Source organism: Acetobacter zythi (assembly GCF_963921165.1).
Classification (GTDB): Bacteria; Pseudomonadota; Alphaproteobacteria; order Acetobacterales; family Acetobacteraceae; genus Acetobacter.
Map to the genome: position 1 here is coordinate 1 of NZ_CAWUEO010000005.1, position 17,554 is coordinate 17,554.

Below are 17,554 nucleotides of genomic sequence, written 5' to 3' on the forward strand. Positions count from 1 at the left end.
AAAGCGATTTCATGGATGACCACTGATCGCTGGCTGGCGATTGCCCTGGACGGAGGCAATCCCGACACAGGAGGGCAAGGCGATGACTGGACATGATGCTGGGGATCTGGCTCACCGTCTGGCGGAGAACGCGGAGGCGGTATGCCGACGCTATCTGTCCGCCGGTCGCCGTCATGGCAATTACTGGCTGGTCGGTAACGTACGCAACACCCCCGGCCGGTCGCTGTTTGTCCGGCTGCACGATACCGCCAACGGCAGGGCCGGTAAGTGGACCGATGCGCAGTCTGGCGAGCATGGCGACCTGCTTGACGTGATCCGCGAAAGCCTCGGTCTGGTGGATTTCCGCGACGTGGTCGACGAGGCGCGCGCCTTCCTCAGTCTGCCTCGCCCTGATCCGGTGCCGCCGTCACAGGACCGGCCTGCCCGTGAGCGTGGTTCCGCCAGTTCGTCCGAAGCCGCGCGACGGCTCTGGGCCATGTCCGGGCCGATCGCGGGCACGTCCGTAGAAATGTATCTCCGCAGACGCGACATTACGCGTTTGCACGGAACCGCAGCCCTGCACTTCCATCCGCGCTGCTTTTACCGTCCGGACGAGGACAGTCCGACCGAGACCTGGCCCGCCATGATCACCGCCGTCACCGACCTCGACGGCACCCTGACCGGGGTTCATCGGACCTGGCTGGCGGCGGACGGGCGCGGCAAGGCGCCGGTCGATCATCCGCGCCGTGCCCTGGGCGACCTGCTCGGCAATGCCGTGCGCTTTGGCACGGTGTCCGACGTTCTGGCGGCGGGCGAGGGCATCGAGACGGTGCTCTCGCTCCATGAGATCATGCCCGCTCTGCCACTGGCCGCCTGCCTGTCCTCGGCGCATCTCGCCGCCATGATGTTTCCAAATACGCTGCGCCGCCTCTACGTGCTGCGCGATGACGATCCGGCCGGAGACCATGCGGTGACGATCCTGCAGACCCGGACGCAGGAAGCCGGGATCGAGTGCCTCGTGCTGTCACCGCGTCTGGCGGACTTCAACGATGATCTCCGCTACCTCGGGCGTGGCGCGATGCGGGCAATCCTGCATCCCCAGCTTGCCCCGCAGGACGTGGCGCGGTTTCTGCATCCCGTCACGCACTGAGGCGGCCCGGGAAGGGGGTGTGAGGGTCTTCTTCTTTCCGGTGTGCGCAGGGCTGTCCTGTTTCCGGATGGGGCGCGCCCGCGGCCTTTCTGGAAGGGGAGCGGGCGTCAGCCAGGCCGGGCCTGCAATGGCGGAACCGGCTATTTTCCGCCGCGCGTGCCGCGCTTTGCATCGCGAAGCAAAATAGCCGTCTCCCTGCCATCCTCCGCTGCGCTGCGGCCGCGCGTTGCGCGGTTCCGGCCCGGCCTTCGTCTGCCGCTGTCCGCCCCCGGAAAGGCCGCGAGGGGCGCGGCCAGAACCGGAGGACAGACCCATGACCCGCACACAGCACGATTTCGAACCCGCACACGCTACCTCTTCCACCGCTCATGTGCTGGCGGAACTCCAGCTTTACGGCCATCGTCCCTTCGAGGACGAGCCGGACGCGAGGCCGTTGCCCGACGCCAGCCAGATCGAGGGCGCGATTGCCGATATCTTCGATGCCCTGTCAGCCACACTGACCGACACGCGGCTGGAACCTGATCTCGAACCGCTGCTCTGGTCCACCGTCAACGTCTTTCACCGTATGGTCGGGCAGGTGGAGCGTGATCTTGACCGTAACGAGCAGGCGCAGAAACGCAGCCAGCAGGAACAGGATGGCAGCGAGATCCGCTCGGTGGAACTGGAGCGCCTCATCGCCGAGGGGCTGACCCTGCTGGAGCGACGCAATGCCTATGAGATATTCCGCGCCCTCGCCTGCGACCAGTTCGAACGCCTGACGATGTCGCCCTGGCGGCCACGCTCCGGCTCGCTGGTCAGCCGGAGCACCCTGACGGCGTCGATGATCGACAGCCGCGATTTCCTCAACGCCCGCCGCAAGGCCGAAACGGAGCTGCTCGTGCCACCCGGGCCAAAGGTCGCAGTGACCGGCGGGCTCGATTACGAGGACCATCTCCTGATCTGGAACCGGCTGGACAAGGTGCGTGAGAAGCATCCCGACATGGTGCTGCTGCATGGTGGCTCGCCCAAGGGCGCGGAATTCATCGCTTCCCGCTGGGCCGATCATCGCGAAATTCCACAGATTGCCTTCAAACCGGACTGGAACCGGCACGGCAAAGCCGCCCCGTTCCGGCGCAACGACGCCCTGCTGAAAGTCCTGCCCGTCGGCGTCATGGTATTTCCGGGTTCGGGCATTCAGGACAATCTGGCCGACAAGGCGAAGCAGATGGGTATCCCGGTCTGGCGGTTTCAGAAAAAGAATAGTGCCTGACAGGTTGTGAGGAAACCGTGCCGAGAAATCGGCACGGTAGCATAGGGCTACCGTATTGACGGTCTTTCAATGCCTGAAAGATAAGGCATGGCGCGTTTAACCCGGTTCTGCCGTCGATCCCGATCGACAACATTGACCTTATACCTTGAAACACGCCTGATTGACTTAGTGATATCTACAACTTGCTTTTTTTCGGTTTCGGCTGATGAAGCCTTCTTTTCACATTCGGCTTCAATGCGTTTCGAACATCCTTGTCGACGGTTGCAAGATCGAACCACTCGGGATCGAAATGGCCACCACACCAGGCCTTGGTTTCCCGATGCTCGGGATCCTTGAGGGAGCCGATTACCTCCAGAAACTGCTCATAGCCTGGAATGCCGCCGACATCCTCAGGCGGACGGGCTCGCGCGCCGTCAACACAGGTCGCGTGCTGGGGAGCGCTTTCGAGGAAAAGCAGATTTTCGATTTCTACGGTATGGCGCCAGTCGTCGCCAAAATCATAGACGTAGGTGAACGCCGTGCCCGCGTTGCGGAAATCTCGCAACCGGACCTGGCGCTCGTCAAAGACCTGAGGATCGCCGATGGCCGATCCTTCCGCAGCCTCAATGGCATTTCCGTAACGCAGTCCCCCGATCTCGAACTCATGGAGATGATAATTCCACCAGTTAAAGGCCGCCTGGATCGCGAGGTGAAGCTGCTCCAGGTTCCACGCACTAGGCACGACGAGACGCCGCCAGACGGCTGGTTCGATATCGTCGATTGAGACTCTGATCTGCATAGCATTGGGAGGTCCAAACATGGTTTCAAGAAAAATGGTAATTCCTGATAAAGTCAAGAAAGTTGCGTGTGGCGGGGTGTAAGATCAGTGCTGATTTCTCGGCACGGTTTTTACAGAGCGTGGTGGGCATTATTTCCACGACGGTTTGTAAAACCGTCATGATACATGAAGTCTGACGTCTGAGCCGCAATGACGTCGGGCTCCCCAGTTCCTGCGCACCTGATGGCGGTAGGCACGTTCGCCCGCCCCCTGGAAGTCCCCGCCCGGAGAACCGGCGGGACGGAGTTCGATGGCAGCCCCGTGTGTCTGCGGGGACGGTCCATGGGGATGAAACGCCCGCGCCAACCCCATCGGTGAAAGGGCCGGGACGGCAGGCAGCGAACGAGGGATCATCCGGCCCGCTCTAACGGGATGCGCTTGTGCCGGGAGCGGGGGCCTGTCGCACCGCACGGGCAACCCTGCCCATGAGCGGGTGAAAAGGGGGCGTAACATCGGGGACGGCAAAAACGACCACCGGACGGGGCCAGTTTCCCAAAATGCCAGCGTGACAGTCTCGCGCCAGATCGCATCGTCCCCCCACCTGTCGGACCGGTCATGCCGGCATCGTATCTCTTTGGGGCTGGCGGGTCCGCACACCATGGCCTCTGTCGGATGGCTGATCTAGCCGAAGACCGGCTGCGCCTCGATCGGCTGGCCGCAACGGCGTTCCAGAACTTTCTTCCCCTGCCGGCTGCGCCGTCATTCCTCGCGAAACAAGAAAGTTCCGGCCCTGCCGTCCTCCGCTGCGCTTCGGCCCCGAGGGGTGCTCTGCCGCTCGCCTCCGGCTGGTCGATCGCCATCGAGGCCACGGTGGTCGCGGCCCGATAACAGCATGGAGATACGACAATGGCTAACATCGGTTCCTTCAAGAAGGTGGGCGAAGGCTTCGAAGGCGAAATCGTCACCCTGGCCCTGCAGGCCCGCAACGTCCGTCTGGTGGCCGAAACCAACCGCGCCAACGACAACGCCCCCAACTACCGCGTCTACCTCGGACGGGTAGAACTCGGTGCCGCCTGGACCCGCCGCTCCAGCGAAGGCCGCACCTATCTGAGTCTGAAGCTGGACGATCCCTCCTTCGCCGCCCCGATCTTCGCCAACCTGTTCACCGACGAGGAGGGCGAGGGCTACTCGCTCATCTGGACCCGGCCCCGCAGCCGGAACGGGGAGTAAGCGCCCCACCACCAACCCCGCCCGGTCTCCCCGGGCGGGGCCTTCCGGGCTTTCATTTTCCCACGTGCTTTTCCGGGGCGCGGGCGGCAGTGCAGGTCGCCCGACGTGAGACGCAGGAGGAACACGGGGCTTTCCCTCAGCCTTCCCATTGTACCATGCGCGAGGGCGAACCGCGTCAAGGACGCGTGGTCCCCCCAATTTTGCCCGATGCACCCTTCGGGCGCACCGCACAAAATCGGCTCCCCCACACGCCGGCAAGCCGGTCGCCTTCGGCGATCCCTGACCCGGTCCACCCCGGCATGAGCCGTCCGTCCTGTCTTCGAAAAACGAAAGGAGCAGGACGATGACCACGCTACACGACCAGATCCAGATGCTGCGCGCCGAACTGACCAGCTTTCACCTGAGCCGCCGCGAGCGCCGGCAGATCGAGCGCGAACTGAACGAGGCGCTTGCACGATGCGCAACAGAGCGCCACGACGAGACGGCCCCCGCATAGAGCGGGGGTCTTTTTGCATGGTCGCCAATACAATCGGGAACCAGACGCCGACTCTCTTTCGGTATCCCCCTGAAAGAACGATGTTGAATATCCACAAAGCGACTATTATAGTCGTATTTCTGGTGTGCAGGCTCCGCGTGTCGGATGTGATCGTGGATGATCACTGGCCGACAGGTAAGGGCGGCACGGGCACTCCTGAACTGGACACAGGAAAGGCTCGCTGAAAAGGCCCTCGTAGCATTGACCGCGCTCAAGCGCCTAGAATCCGAACGCGGTCTGAGCGTTCATGAGGGCACGATCGATCAGGTCCGTCGCGCGCTGGAAGCGGCGGGCATTCTGTTCATCGAGTCCGGACAGGGACGCGGCGTCATGTTTCTTAACGAGACTTCCGATATCCAGACGCGGCAGGGTAGGGGGCGTAGTCGGGCGGAATCGCCCTGATCTGTTCCGTTCATGTCATTCCTTCCCCGTTGGGCGTGCTGATTTCTGGCGGGGTCATGCAAACCTGGCCGGTCGGCAATCCCGATCTTTGTTATCGAACCGATCTGGCAGCGGTATCGTGAGGAACCGCCATGACCGACCCGTCTTTCCTTGACCATCCCCCTCTCACCGAACGGGTAAACGCCTACGACGAAGCGCATCTCGGGCTTTACCTGCGCCTTCTGGTCGCGGACGAGGAAGGGGCGGACTGGCGCGAAGTCGTTGCGGTGCTGTTCGAAATTGACCCGGTTCGCGAACCGCTGCGTGCGAAAGCCGTTCATGGCAGGCATCTGGCACGGGCGCGCTGGATGAGCGAAGCCGGTTTCCAGTATCTGCTGCAACCGCGCCTGCAATAGCCGGGCTTCGCCCCGGCACCCGCATCTGCCCTGCGCTTCTCTCCCCGATAAAAAATCAGGGTCTATGCACTCCCGCTCCCGCTCTGGCTGATGGAAGCTTCCCCTTTTGCCGCATGGGGGGACAGACAGGGAGGCCCGCATGCCAACACCTTTATGGCGTTCACCGGAACTGCGCGACCATATCAGCCGTCTGGACCGCTCCGGTTTCGCCGTCGAATTTCTCCGCCGTAACACCACCTATCGCCGCGACTATGCCCGCCTGCAACGGCGGATCGGCCGTCGGGGCGTGGATTCCGCCGCCGAGTGCGCGGCGTTCTCCCGACGCTGGGGGCTCTGCTTTTGTCCATGCGCCCGATGAACCCGTCCCTCAGGGGCGCATGATCTGGCGGCCCGAGGTTTCACCGGCCACACTGATCCTCACGCCCGCGCCATCGGATTTCGCCATCGTGACCCCGATCAATCCGGCGGTGCTTGGAACCCTTCTGGCCCGTCATGATGCGGAAGACGACGCGTGGTTGGTGATCGGCGATGTGGCTGGCAATCTTTACCTTCGGCTTCTGAGCCCGCTGGCTATCGTTCGACCCGCCGTGCTCCTGCCGATGGACGACGCCGCTGAACTGCGTCTCGACGTGGCGCTGCGTTTCTTTCGCAGGCAGCGCGGCCAGCGCGTTGGCCTGCTTCCGCGCGCCCTCCAGTTGACCCCGTTGCAACGTGCGCGGCAGATACTGCTCCTTCTCGCCTTCGATATTCACGAAGCGGGCGGCACCGTCCGCGATATCGCCATTGCGGCCAATCGTTCATGGCAGGCGGATTTACCGGCGGTCGAATGGCGCAACACGGCGGCGCGTCGCCATGCGGAGCGCCTGCTTCTTGACGCCCGGAACCGGGTCAAAGGCGGTTATCTGGATTTTCTACGCGGAAAATAGTGCTGCCTGTTTTCGCTCCTTCCCGCTGCGATCCCCCATTTTCCCCACGCTGCTTCACGCCCGGCTCCGCGCGGTATCGCCCATGCACGTCCCGGTACACGAAGGGTGGACACTGAGTCTGAAAAATCTTCGTCCACCCCCAACGCCTGCTTTCTTCGCCACCGTCATCCCGATCCGCCGCATCATTCCTGCGGCGCTTCGAGACCAGATGGAGGCATACCATGCTCGACAGACACGCGCCGTCACCGGCACGCTACCTGCGCACACATCAGGCCGCGCAGATTCTAGGCCTTTCTCCCCGCACGCTGGAAAAATACCGCTGCCATGGCAGTGGTCCGACCTTCCGCAAGCTTGGCGGTCGTGTCGTCTACCTGATCGACGACCTCGACGCCTGGGCTACCGCCAGCGCCTGCCGGTCCACCTCTGATCCGAATTATGACGAGGCCCGCTCTGCCGGCCTTAATCGCCGGTGAGGGGAGGATGGACATGCAGGCCCGCCACATCCTCACGGCCAGTGAGCGCAGCAGGCTCCTGCCGTTCGTTGTCGCCAGCGGCGAGATCAGTCCGCGCGACCAGCGCGATCTGATGGAGCGACCGTTTTTCTCCCTGTCCAAAACGAAGCGCACGACGCCAATCCTCTACGCAGTAGGGGACACGCGCGTTGAGGTGTTCGGGATGCCCGAGCACGGCATGGCGACGATCTGGGACGCTGACGTGCTGATCTGGGCCGCCAGCCAGATTGTCGAGGCGGAAAATCTCGGCCTGACAACGTCACGCTTCCTGCGCTTCACTCCCTATCAGCTGCTCACCGGTATCGGCCGACAGACCGGGGCGCGGGATTATGGGCTGCTCAGGGCGGCACTTGCCCGGCTCCAGTCCACCGTGGTCGCCACCACGATCCGCAACGGCCAGAACTGGCGACGGCAGCAGTTTTCCTGGATTACCGAGTGGGAAATCTGCGCCAGCCGGAACGGTCGCGCCGCTGGTGTCGAGATCGTCATTCCGGAATGGCTCTATCGTGGCGTGATCGACCGTTCGCTGGTGCTGGCCATCGACCCGGCCTATTTCCGGCTGACGGGCGGCATCGAGCGCTGGCTTTACCGCGTGGCCCGCAAACACGCGGGTCGTCAACCTACCGGCTGGACTTTCGAGATCGGGCATCTGCACCAGAAATCCGGCAGCCTGATGCGTCCCTCGGACTTTGCCATCCAGATCCGGCGTGCCGCCGCCAGCCAGCCCTTGCCAGGCTATCGCCTGAACATTGAACGTGCTGGCGCGCGCGAGTTACTGCGCATCCTGCCAACTGATTTATCCACACATCCTGTGGATAACTATGCGAATGGTATCGGGACTTCACACGCATCCACTATCGGGACATCACACGCAGGACTATCGGGACTTCACACGCACAAACCCCAGCTAAGTCTTTGGCCTGAAACGGTGATTCCGGCCCTTAACTTATCTAACTTAGAATCTAACTCTTATGTTGATGGGAAGCGCCGTTCTGCGGATAACCCCTCTTGCCCGTCCATTGCCCCCTTCAAGGGGCCGGGAGTAGGGCCATGACCAGACAGTCTCCTATCTCCCACCGGCATCCGGCGGCACTGACGCATGTCGAACTGACCTGGATCGACAGGCGCATCGAACACTGGCTGCGCTTCGGGCATTGCAGTGACGAGCAGATACTCGATGACCGCCGCCGCATTTCCAGTTTCGCGCCAGGAAGTGTTTTCGCCTTTGTGCGCTGGGCGTCCAATGACCTCGGTATCACCGTCTCCCGGCTGGATATCGTGCGCGCGGTCAGGGCTGGCGAAGTGTTCCAGACTTTGCCGTTCGTGCGTCCCGGCGGCGAAATCCTCCTGCGTGTCGATAGCTGGCCACGGGTCGAACATGTGCTCCGGGCGGTCGACGCCATTGAGGCACTGGGTCTCGATCCGGCGGATGCAGCGCCCGAATACTGGCGGCATCTGCACCATCGCATTACGGCCGGACATGAGCCGCGTGCCTATACGCGCGAGCAACATTCAGCATGGCTCAAGCGGCGGCAGGTGACGTCATGACCCGGCGTGGCTGGTTCTTTGCGACCTATTTCGCCGTGCTCGGTGTGGGCGCGTCAATGGTCGTTCATCCTGCGCCACGCCTGATCTGGAACGAGACGGCGAGCGTGCCCGTCGGGTTGTACCGATTGCACCCGGTTCCCGCGCCGCATGTCGGTGATCTGGTTGCTGTCCGTCTGCCCGAGCGCGAGGCGATGCTGCTGGCGCGTCGGGGGTATCTGCCGTCTGGCGTGCCCCTGCTCAAGCCCGTAGCGGCTGTCGCGGGGCAGTCCGTGTGCCGTACGGGACAACGCATCACCATCGACGGGCAATTCGCTGGCGACGCGCAATCCGTCGATCACCGTGGCCGTCCGCTCCCCTTCTGGCAGGGCTGCCATCGTCTCGATTCCGGCCAGATTTTTGTCATGAACACGGCTGAACCACGCAGTCTCGATGGTCGGTATTTCGGCCCGTTGCCCGTTTCCACCGTCATCGGTCGTGCCACCCCGGTCTGGCTTCCATCCGGGAGTAACCAGCCTGCCATCGTGACCACCAACCCGTCTCCGAAAGGGCAATGAAATGGCACAGATCGGTCTTTTCACGCGCACGAAAACCGGTTTTGCCGGGCGCATTCGCACCCTCACCGTGGCGCAGGATATCCTTCTCGTTCCGGCTGAGTTTTCCGACGCCGAACATGCCTCGGATTACCGCATCCATCTCACCGATGCCGATGGCCCGGAGGTTGGTGCTGGCTGGAAACGCACCGGCGAGAGGGCTGGTGAATACATCGCCGTAGCCCTCGACGACCCCGCCTTTGCACAACCGATCCGGGCCAATCTCTTCCGTGCCGGTGGGGAGCGTGCGGTTTGGGTGCTGAACTGGACGCGTCCGTCACGACGTGTCGAACGCGGGGAATGAGACGATGCGACGCATCTTCTTCCTCGCTGTTGGTGTCATTGCAATCGGCGTATCGGGCGCACCTGACCTGTCATGGGCGGCATCGGTTCCAGCGCCCGCTGACACCGATCCTTATGGTGCCGTGATCGCTGAAGCCGTGCAGCGCTTCGACATTCCCGCCACATGGATACGGGCCGTAATGAGCGCTGAGAGCGGTGGTGATATTAGCGCGATTTCATCAAAAGGCGCGCTCGGCCTCATGCAGATCATGCCCACGACCTGGAGCGACCTTCGTACCCGTTACGGGCTGGGAAGCGATCCGTTCGATGTGCATGACAACATTCTTGCAGGCGCTGCGTTCCTGCGCGAGATGCATGATCGCTATGGCTCTCCGGGCTTTCTGGCAGCCTATAACGCCGGGCCGGGGCGCTATGAGGACTACCGTGATCGGCAACGTCCGCTGCCACCCGAAACGCGCGCCTATGTCGCCGGATTGCTGCCCCTGATCGGTCAGGGCGGTGTAGATCCATTGCTGCTGGTTTCGCATCCCGACCCGCTGTTCTGGACCAGCGCGCCGATTTTTGCCGCGCAGTCGGACGATGCGGGGAAAGGCGTTCCGGTTGCAATGAAGCTGCCGCCGAATGGTGTTCGAAGTGACATCATCGCGCATGGTCTTGCGCCTGTCAGGCCGCTTTCCGGTGGGTTGTTCGTCGTCTCTTCCGCATCACGAGCGATGCCATGAATGCGCGTCCAGGCATCATTTCCTCTACCGGTATGCGGTGGTTCGCGCAGGGCAATCGGGGCAGGGACCAGCATCGCGGATTGGGTGCTGGCAGGGTGGAACAGGCACTTTGGGGTGGGGTTAAGGAGAGGCGAGATAAAAGGGCGCACATTGCGCCTCGGTTGGGGTGTTGGTTTTTCTGTGTTTTTTCTGCCTTCCGACAATGTTCCGCCCTTACCGGCAATGTTTGCCGACCCCGTATTTCGTTGTTGCTCCTGGCTTTTTCGCACATTGGAGGCAGTGATGGCGCGCGAGAATGACTTCCAGCCCCGTCTGGGTCGCATCCGCTCACCACGCGCCCAGCGGCTCAAGCCCTTCGTCGCCCAGGCCCTCGCCTCGGCCCAGCGTGCCGGAGGCGGTGGGTTCCGATCGGGTCGCAACGGCGGCGGTTCCCGTTCGGCCTTCGGGCGTGGCCGTGTCGCGGCAGCCAGGGCCAATCGCCTGCTGACCAGCCGTGCCCGCCGCGTGACCGTCAAGGCCCGTGTCGTACGCCATAGCGGGCGCAAGGCTCCACTCGCGGCCCATCTGCGTTACCTGCGCCGGGAAGGGGTGACGAAGGACGGTGAGAAGGTACGGCTCTTCGGTCCCGGCATCGACGATGCGGACCCGAAGGCCTTCGCCGAACGCTGCGAAGACGACCGCCACCACTTCCGTTTCATCGTCTCGCCGGAGGACGCGCCGGACATGGCTGACCTCAAGGGCTATGCCCGCGAACTGGTCGGGCAGATGGAAAAAGATCTCGGCACGAAACTCGACTGGGTGGGGGTGGATCACTGGAACACCCGGCATCCCCACGTCCACATCCTCGTGCGCGGCGTAGCCGAGGATGGCAGCGACCTCGTGATCTCGCGGGATTATATCAAAGACGGGTTGCGCGCCCGTGCGCAGGATCTGGTGACGCAAGAACTCGGGCAACGCAATGACATCGAAATTCACCGTGCCCTCGAACGTCAGGTCGATGCCGAATACTGGACACAGCTTGACCGGCAACTCGTCCGCGACGCGGGCCGCAGCGGCATCATCGACGTGGCGCCAGCGCCGGATCGGCAGCCTGATCCGTTTGAGGCCCTGAAGGTCGGCCGCCTGCGCCGCCTGGAGGGGCTCGGCCTCGCCCATCAGGTCGGACAGGGACAATGGATGCTGGATGAGTCCGCCGAAGCGACGTTACGCGAACTGGGCGAACGCGGCGACATCATCAAGCGCATTCACCGTTCCCTGACTGAACGCGGCATCGAGCGGAGCACGTCGAGCTATGTGTTGGCGGGTGAAAGCCTCGACGTCCCTGTCGTCGGCAGGCTGGTCGATCGCGGGCTGGACGATGAACTGAAAGGCACGGCCTACGCCGTCATCGACGGTGTGGACGGTCGCACGCATCATATCCGCTTTCCCGATCTGGATGCGACCGGTGATGGTAGTATGGGGGCGGTCGTGGAGCTTCGTGCCTTCGATGACAGGAAGGGGCAGCGTCGTGTTGCGCTGGCTGTTCGTTCTGACCTGTCGATCGAGGATCAGGTGACGGCGCGCGGGGCCACCTGGCTCGACCGGCAGGCGGTGGCGCGTGATCCTGTCGCATTGGGGCAGGCGGGTTTTGGCGCCGAAGTACGTGACGCGATGGAGCGGCGCGCCGAGCAACTGATCGAGCAGGGGCTCGCCGAGCACCGCGCACAGGAATTGGTGCTGGCGCGTAATCTGATCGGCAAACTCAGGGACCGGGAGGTTCACGAGGTTGGAGAGCGGCTGGCCAGCGAGACAGGCCGGACATTCAGCCAGTCGGGTTCGGGGGAGTATATCACGGGCACCTACCGTCAGCGCATGGTGCTGGCCTCCGGCCGCTATGCGATGATCGATGATGGGCTTCAGTTTCAACTCGTGCCCTGGACGCCCTCGCTGGAGAAGCAGCAGGGCAGGCACGTCTCCGGTGTCGCTCGCGACGATGGCGGGGTTGATTGGACCTTCACCCGGAACAGGGGGCTGGGTTTGTGAACCAGCGCTCCTGTCAGTTCGGCTGGGGTTCCCACGGGTTGAGCAGGGGGACGCCGCACGGCAGGAAATCCGCGACGTTGCGGGTCACGACCGTCTTGCCATGAACCAGCGCGGTTGCGGCGATGAGCGCATCGCGTTCCGAACGGGGATCGGGAACATGGAGCCGGGCGCAGCGCAGGGCTACGGACGTATCGACGGGAAAAATACGCCTTTCGAACGCGGGAAGGACATGCTGTTCCAGCCAGGTCCGCAGGATCGTGCCGGTGGCTCCGTCGCGGCGCTCCACGCGCAGGATGCCGGTTTCCAGTTCCATGACGGTGATGGCGGAGAGATACAGATCGTCCGCCTCCACGCTGTCGGCCCAGAGCGCCACGTTCGGGTCGGCCTTCCCGGCGCGGATTTTTCTCAGTTCTGAAACGACGTTCGTGTCCAGCAGGAACATCAGGAAAAATCGGCCGGGCGGAGTGTGATATTGGCGCGAGGCGGATCGAATGCGATGTCCGCAGCTTCCGGCATCGCCAGAGCGTCCGCGATCTTGCGCGGATGGTGTGTCAGACGGCGGTATTCCTCAATACTGAGCAGGACATGGGCCGTGCGTCCCCTGTCGGTGATGAACACCGGTCCCTCGGCCGCCGCCTTCTTGGCCCGGCTGGTGTCCTGGTTGAACTCGCGGCTTGAAAGTGTGGTGATGCTCATGTCCGGCCTCCAGACTGCAATGTAGGAACATTACTACATAATGAGAGGGAGTGCCAGAAAATCCATGTCTGGTCGGGGTTCGCATCATCGTTGGCCGCAGCACCCGTCCAGCCACAAGACCCGGTTATCATTCGACTCCCGCGACCTTCGCTCAATGTGATGACGGTCTGGGCCGCACCGGACAAGTATTTTTTCCCTGCCATGCGCCGGGATGCGACGACGCGGGAAAAGCCCTTGCGGAACGGAAAATGGCCGCCCGACCTGTTCCTGCGCAAGGAGGAATCGAAAATGCCGGGAACCAAAATTCAATGGGGACAGGTCGCGGTGGTCCTGTCCATTGTCGTCCTGTCCTGGTGGGCCGCGACCCAATGGACGGCCTGGGAACTGGGCTTCCAGCCTGAACTCGGTCGGCCCTGGTTCGTGCTGTTCCATCACTGGTCGGTCTACGCGCCGCCGCTGTTTTTCTGGTGGTGGTTCGAATTCGACGCCTATGCCCCGAACGTCTTTGCGCGCGGGGCGTGGATGGCCGGATCGGGTGGGGTGCTGGCTTTCGCCGCCGCCGTGACGCTGTCGGTCCATCGCGCCCGTGAAGCCAGGAAAATCGAAACCTACGGGTCGGCACGCTGGGCGGACCCGGACGAGATCGCGAAAGCCGGGCTGCTTGACCCGGATGGGGTGGTGCTTGGCCGGTATGGCAAGGCCTATCTGCGCCATGACGGACCGGAGCACGTCCTGACCTTTGCACCAACGCGCAGTGGCAAGGGTGTCGGTATGGTCATCCCGACGCTTCTGACCTGGCCTGGCTCAGCTATTGTCCACGACATTAAGGGCGAGAACTGGGAGTTGACGGCGGGATTTCGCGCCCGTTTCGGTCGCGTCGTGCTGTTTGACCCGACCAATGCGATCTCGTCCGCCTATAACCCGTTACTGGAAATCCGGCGTGGAGAGTGGGAAGTCCGCGATGCCCAGAATGTCGCCGATATCCTCGTGGACCCGGAAGGCAGTCTGGAGAAGCGCAATCACTGGGAGAAAACCTCACACTCCCTGCTTGTCGGCGCCATCCTGCATGTCCTCTATGCCGAGCCAGACAAAACCCTCGCCGGTGTCGCCAATTTCCTGTCGGACCCGAAGCGCCCGATCGCCACCACGCTGTCGGTCATGATGCGGACAAACCATCTGGGTGAGAAGTGGCCACATCCTGTTGTTGCATCGGCCGCGCGCGAGCTGCTGAACAAATCGCCCAATGAACGCTCGGGCGTGCTCTCCACTGCCATGTCCTTCCTTGGCCTGTACCGTGATCCGGTGGTGGCGGAAGTCACCCGGCGCTGCGAATGGCGCATTGCCGACATCGTTGGAGGGGACCGCCCAGTGACGCTTTACCTGACCGTGCCCCCCTCGGATATCAGCCGCACCAAGCCATTGATCAGGCTGGTGCTGAACCAGATTGGCCGTAGGCTGACGGAAGACTTGGAGGCTGCGGCACAGCGACGGCGCCTGCTACTGATGCTCGACGAATTTCCGGCCCTCGGGCGTCTGGATTTCTTTGAATCGGCGCTGGCTTTCATGGCGGGCTACCGGATCAAAAGCTTCCTGATCGCCCAGTCCCTCAACCAGATCGAACGGGCTTATGGGCCGAACAATTCGATCCTCGACAACTGCCATGTCCGGGTGAGCTTCGCCACCAACGATGAGCGGACGGCGAAACGTGTGTCTGACGCGCTTGGGACTGCCACCGAGATGAAGGCGATGAAGAACTACGCGGGGCACCGGCTTTCGCCCTGGCTGGGCCATCTGATGGTTTCGCGCTCGGAGACGGCACGCCCGCTGCTGACGGCGGGAGAAGTCATGCAGCTCCCGCCAGCGGACGAGATCGTCATGGTCTCCGGTCTCTATCCGATCCGCGCGAAGAAGGCCCGCTATTTCGAGGATGACCGCTTCCGCGAGCGCGTTCTTCCTCCGCCTGATCTTCCGCGCCCGAAAGATGGCCGTCCCGACGACTGGAGCACGCGACCGTTGCCGCCACGCCCACCGGCGCCGGATGCCGGGGCGGAGCCGACGGAGGACGAGGGGGATGAAGACCCGAAACAGTCTGCCCGCCGCCGTCAGCCAGAACTGGGTGAGGGAACGGTCGAGAAGAAGGAGCCGATGGAAAATGAATTCGCACCCGACCCGACTGACGAATTCGACGACATCGCGCCCCGTAACAACCGGATGAACGATCTCATGCGCGGTGTGGCCCGGCAGGCATCGCTCGACTGTGGCGACGAGCTGGAACTGTGAGGAAAGTATGGTGATGGCAAAAAAGAAAGCCCAGATCTCCGTCTATCTCGACCCTGATGTGATGAAGACCCTCTCCGCCTATGCCGCGCGACGTGCGCAGCCGATGTCCCTGATCGTGGAGGCTGCCGTCGCTTCCTTTCTGTCGCCCGACGGGGAGGAGCGCCGCGAGGCTGCAACATCGAAGCGCCTCGACCGGCAGGACCGGCGTCTTGCGCGGCTGGAGCGCGATATCGGCATCACGGTGGAGACCCTGGCGCTGTTCATCCGCTTCTGGCTCACCACGACCCCGCCCTTGCCTGAACCGGCTGCCAGGGCAGCACGGGCGCAGGCCGGGGCGCGTTACGATAATTTTGTCTCGGCCCTCGGTCGCAGGCTGGCCCAGGGACCGAGACTCCAGCAGGAAATTCCAGACGATGTTTCCGATCCTGCCTTACAGGATGAACCGGATTCGTAATTTCCGCACCCTGCAAGTATTTTTGCCCTACGTTTCCCCACCGCCCTACGACGCATGAATTCCTGTTGAACCGCGTGGTTTCCTGCCTTTCTTAATTGCCCCGTTGCTGTCCGCGCATCGTGTTCGGCTCATAGCGGGGAAAATCATGTCAGTTTCCAGCATCCATGAAAGGGCCACGGTACGCGGCATGTCCATGCTGCGCACGGCGATGGGACCGGCGATTGCCCGGCACCTCGCTGATCCTGCCATTGTCGAGGTGATGCTCAATCCCGATGGCAGGCTGTGGATCGACCGCCTGTCCGAGGGGCTGGGCGATACCGGCGACAGGGTTACGCCGGCCGATGCCGAGCGCATCGTACGCCTGGTCGCGCACCATGTCGGGGCGGAGGTGCATGAGGCAGCACCGCGCGTATCGGCGGAACTGCCAACCGGTGAGCGGTTCGAGGGATTGCTCCCGCCCGTCGTGACCGCCCCGAGTTTCGCCATCCGCAAGCCCGCCGTGGCCGTGTTCACCCTCGACGATTATGTCGCCGCCGGAATCATGACGGTGGGGCAGGCGGTATTTCTGCGCCGCGCGGTCGCGGAACGGAAAAACATCCTGGTCGCCGGCGGGACATCGACCGGCAAGACCACGCTGGTCAATGCGCTGCTGGCCGAGGTCGCGAAAACCGGTGATCGCGTCGTGCTGATCGAAGATACGCGGGAACTGCAATGCACAGCCCCCAATCTGATCGCCATGCGTACAAGGGATGGTGTCGTAACCCTGTCCGAACTGGTGCGGTCCGCCCTGCGCCTGCGGCCCGACCGTATCCCGATTGGTGAGGTGCGCGGCCCCGAGGCGCTGGACCTGCTGAAAGCATGGGGCACCGGCCATCCCGGCGGTATCGGTACACTACATGCCGGATCAGTGCTCGCGGCCCTGTATCGGCTGGAACAACTGATCCAGGAGGCGGTGGTCACAGTGCCACGCGCCATGATCGCGGAAACCATCGACGTCATCGCGGTCCTGTCCGGACGCGGCACGGCCCGCCACCTGTCCGAACTGGCAGAAATCGATGGCCTAGATCCCGTGACGGGTGCCTATCGCATCCGTCCGGTCAGCTTCTCGTCTCCCGAAACATCCTGCTCTGCCAATGGAGAGTCATCATGAGGCCGCCTTCACGTCTGCGCGCCGTCGTGTGCGCTGTCGCACGTCCTGACTGGCATGTGCGGGATCTCCGTGTATTCGGAACGTCCCTGTTGCTGTCGTTTGCTTTCGCGTCGTCGGCATGGGCGTCAGGATCCAGCATGCCGTGGGAAACCCCGCTCAACGAGATTCTGGAATCCGTGCAGGGACCGGTCGCCAAAATCATCTCGGTGATCATCATTACCGTGACCGGCCTGACGCTGGCCTTCGGGGAAACATCCGGCGGGTTCCGCCGCCTGATCCAGATTGTCTTTGGTCTATCCATTGCTTTTGCCGCGTCCAGCTTCTTCCTGTCGTTCTTTTCGTTCTCCGGTGGGGCGCTGATCTGATGGCCGTGGGATATGACGATGATGCCGTGCCGGGCTTCCATGTCCCGGTGCATCGCTCGCTGACCGATCCCATCCTGCTCGGTGGTGCGCCCCGCGCCGTTGCCATCGCCAACGGCACGCTGGCGGCAGCGATCGCCCTTGGTCTGCGGCTGTGGCTGATCGGGGCCGCATTCTGGATCGTCGGCCATGGGCTCGCGGTCTGGGGTGCGAAACGCGATCCGGTCTTCATCGAGGTGGGACGACGGCATCTCCGTTATCCCGCCTGGCTTCGTGCGTAGAGGGAGGACAG

Annotated in this window: 23 protein-coding genes; 20 read left to right on the forward strand and 3 right to left on the reverse strand. The window is 63.0% G+C overall.

Going from position 1 to position 17,554, the window contains the following annotated elements:
* Nucleotides 1-82 precede the first annotated feature (82 nt).
* Nucleotides 83-1,129 carry a DUF7146 domain-containing protein gene (locus AABE20_RS04745; RefSeq protein WP_034932798.1) on the forward strand — a complete coding sequence of 349 codons (1,047 nt, stop codon included), beginning with the start codon at nt 83-85 and terminating at the stop codon, nt 1,127-1,129.
* Nucleotides 1,130-1,442: 313 nt separating this feature from the next.
* Nucleotides 1,443-2,378 (forward strand): DUF2493 domain-containing protein, encoded by a 936-nt coding sequence (locus tag AABE20_RS04750; RefSeq protein ID WP_034932802.1) that lies wholly within the window; start codon nt 1,443-1,445, stop codon nt 2,376-2,378.
* Between the two features lie 175 nt (nt 2,379-2,553).
* On the opposite strand, the gene AABE20_RS04755 is transcribed toward AABE20_RS04750, so the two are convergent.
* The gene (locus tag AABE20_RS04755) at nt 2,554-3,156 is read right to left on the reverse strand and encodes a plasmid pRiA4b ORF-3 family protein (RefSeq protein ID WP_239015994.1); all 603 of its coding nucleotides are present in this window, start codon (nt 3,154-3,156) and stop codon (nt 2,554-2,556) included.
* A gap of 651 nt (nt 3,157-3,807) precedes the next feature.
* Here AABE20_RS04755 and AABE20_RS04760 point away from each other — a divergent pair.
* The 13 genes from AABE20_RS04760 to AABE20_RS04825 all read left to right on the forward strand — a co-directional run bounded on the left by AABE20_RS04760 (nt 3,808) and on the right by AABE20_RS04825 (nt 12,320).
* Nucleotides 3,808-4,023 (forward strand): hypothetical protein, encoded by a 216-nt coding sequence (locus AABE20_RS04760; RefSeq protein ID WP_034932806.1) that lies wholly within the window; start codon nt 3,808-3,810, stop codon nt 4,021-4,023.
* 18 nt (nt 4,024-4,041) lie between these two features.
* Nucleotides 4,042-4,365, forward strand: coding sequence for a DUF736 domain-containing protein (locus AABE20_RS04765; RefSeq protein WP_034930119.1), 324 nt, complete (start codon nt 4,042-4,044; stop codon nt 4,363-4,365).
* A 343-nt stretch (nt 4,366-4,708) separates the two neighbouring features.
* Complete coding sequence (locus AABE20_RS04770) at nt 4,709-4,861, forward strand: hypothetical protein (protein ID WP_166498132.1); 153 nt, start codon at nt 4,709-4,711, stop codon at nt 4,859-4,861.
* A 572-nt stretch (nt 4,862-5,433) separates the two neighbouring features.
* Nucleotides 5,434-5,697, forward strand: a complete 264-nt coding sequence (locus tag AABE20_RS04780) for a hypothetical protein (RefSeq protein ID WP_034932810.1) — start codon at nt 5,434-5,436, stop codon at nt 5,695-5,697.
* 139 nt (nt 5,698-5,836) lie between these two features.
* Nucleotides 5,837-6,055 carry a transcriptional regulator domain-containing protein gene (locus AABE20_RS04785; protein ID WP_075595803.1) on the forward strand — a complete coding sequence of 73 codons (219 nt, stop codon included), beginning with the start codon at nt 5,837-5,839 and terminating at the stop codon, nt 6,053-6,055.
* Nucleotides 6,056-6,074: 19 nt separating this feature from the next.
* On the forward strand, nt 6,075-6,623 hold the full coding sequence (locus tag AABE20_RS04790) for a DUF2285 domain-containing protein (protein ID WP_223846632.1): 549 nt from the start codon (nt 6,075-6,077) through the stop codon (nt 6,621-6,623).
* Between the two features lie 221 nt (nt 6,624-6,844).
* Nucleotides 6,845-7,096 carry a helix-turn-helix transcriptional regulator gene (locus tag AABE20_RS04795; RefSeq protein ID WP_084149793.1) on the forward strand — a complete coding sequence of 84 codons (252 nt, stop codon included), beginning with the start codon at nt 6,845-6,847 and terminating at the stop codon, nt 7,094-7,096.
* A 7-nt stretch (nt 7,097-7,103) separates the two neighbouring features.
* Nucleotides 7,104-8,189: a replication initiator protein A gene (locus AABE20_RS04800; RefSeq protein WP_197713592.1), complete on the forward strand. Its 1,086-nt coding sequence runs from the start codon at nt 7,104-7,106 to the stop codon at nt 8,187-8,189.
* A complete protein-coding gene (locus tag AABE20_RS04805) occupies nt 8,186-8,683 on the forward strand; it encodes a DUF2840 domain-containing protein (RefSeq protein ID WP_034932813.1) in 498 nt (165 codons plus the stop codon). Before AABE20_RS04800 ends, AABE20_RS04805 begins: the two co-directional genes overlap by 4 nt.
* Nucleotides 8,680-9,237 carry a S26 family signal peptidase gene (locus AABE20_RS04810; RefSeq protein ID WP_084149795.1) on the forward strand — a complete coding sequence of 186 codons (558 nt, stop codon included), beginning with the start codon at nt 8,680-8,682 and terminating at the stop codon, nt 9,235-9,237. The genes AABE20_RS04805 and AABE20_RS04810 overlap by 4 nt, the downstream gene beginning before the upstream one ends.
* A 1-nt stretch (nt 9,238) precedes the next feature.
* Nucleotides 9,239-9,577 carry a DUF736 domain-containing protein gene (locus tag AABE20_RS04815; RefSeq protein WP_034932818.1) on the forward strand — a complete coding sequence of 113 codons (339 nt, stop codon included), beginning with the start codon at nt 9,239-9,241 and terminating at the stop codon, nt 9,575-9,577.
* Between the two features lie 4 nt (nt 9,578-9,581).
* Entirely contained in the window at nt 9,582-10,298 is a 717-nt protein-coding gene (locus AABE20_RS04820) for a lytic transglycosylase domain-containing protein (protein ID WP_034932820.1), read from the forward strand.
* 282 nt (nt 10,299-10,580) lie between these two features.
* Nucleotides 10,581-12,320 carry a relaxase/mobilization nuclease domain-containing protein gene (locus tag AABE20_RS04825; protein ID WP_034932823.1) on the forward strand — a complete coding sequence of 580 codons (1,740 nt, stop codon included), beginning with the start codon at nt 10,581-10,583 and terminating at the stop codon, nt 12,318-12,320.
* 13 nt (nt 12,321-12,333) lie between these two features.
* Here the strand turns inward: AABE20_RS04825 and AABE20_RS04830 are convergent, their stop codons facing one another.
* Both AABE20_RS04830 and AABE20_RS04835 read right to left on the reverse strand, forming a co-directional pair.
* Complete coding sequence (locus tag AABE20_RS04830; protein WP_034932826.1) at nt 12,334-12,762, reverse strand: type II toxin-antitoxin system VapC family toxin; 429 nt, start codon at nt 12,760-12,762, stop codon at nt 12,334-12,336.
* A complete protein-coding gene (locus AABE20_RS04835) occupies nt 12,762-13,016 on the reverse strand; it encodes a type II toxin-antitoxin system Phd/YefM family antitoxin (protein ID WP_010517990.1) in 255 nt (84 codons plus the stop codon). The genes AABE20_RS04830 and AABE20_RS04835 overlap by 1 nt, the downstream gene beginning before the upstream one ends.
* Before the next feature lie 288 nt (nt 13,017-13,304).
* Between AABE20_RS04835 and AABE20_RS04840 the strand changes: the two genes are divergently transcribed.
* From AABE20_RS04840 to AABE20_RS04860, 5 genes are all read left to right on the forward strand, one after another.
* Complete coding sequence (locus AABE20_RS04840; RefSeq protein WP_010517992.1) at nt 13,305-15,296, forward strand: conjugal transfer protein TraG; 1,992 nt, start codon at nt 13,305-13,307, stop codon at nt 15,294-15,296.
* Between the two features lie 7 nt (nt 15,297-15,303).
* Nucleotides 15,304-15,750, forward strand: a complete 447-nt coding sequence (locus AABE20_RS04845) for a hypothetical protein (protein ID WP_010517994.1) — start codon at nt 15,304-15,306, stop codon at nt 15,748-15,750.
* A gap of 193 nt (nt 15,751-15,943) precedes the next feature.
* Nucleotides 15,944-16,900, forward strand: coding sequence for a P-type conjugative transfer ATPase TrbB (gene trbB, locus AABE20_RS04850; RefSeq protein ID WP_034933530.1), 957 nt, complete (start codon nt 15,944-15,946; stop codon nt 16,898-16,900).
* Nucleotides 16,897-17,265, forward strand: a complete 369-nt coding sequence (locus AABE20_RS04855) for a TrbC/VirB2 family type IV secretion system protein (protein ID WP_034933525.1) — start codon at nt 16,897-16,899, stop codon at nt 17,263-17,265. Before trbB ends, AABE20_RS04855 begins: the two co-directional genes overlap by 4 nt.
* Nucleotides 17,265-17,543, forward strand: a complete 279-nt coding sequence (locus AABE20_RS04860; protein WP_007397919.1) for a VirB3 family type IV secretion system protein — start codon at nt 17,265-17,267, stop codon at nt 17,541-17,543. The genes AABE20_RS04855 and AABE20_RS04860 overlap by 1 nt, the downstream gene beginning before the upstream one ends.
* The last annotated feature ends 11 nt before the right edge of the window (nt 17,544-17,554 follow it).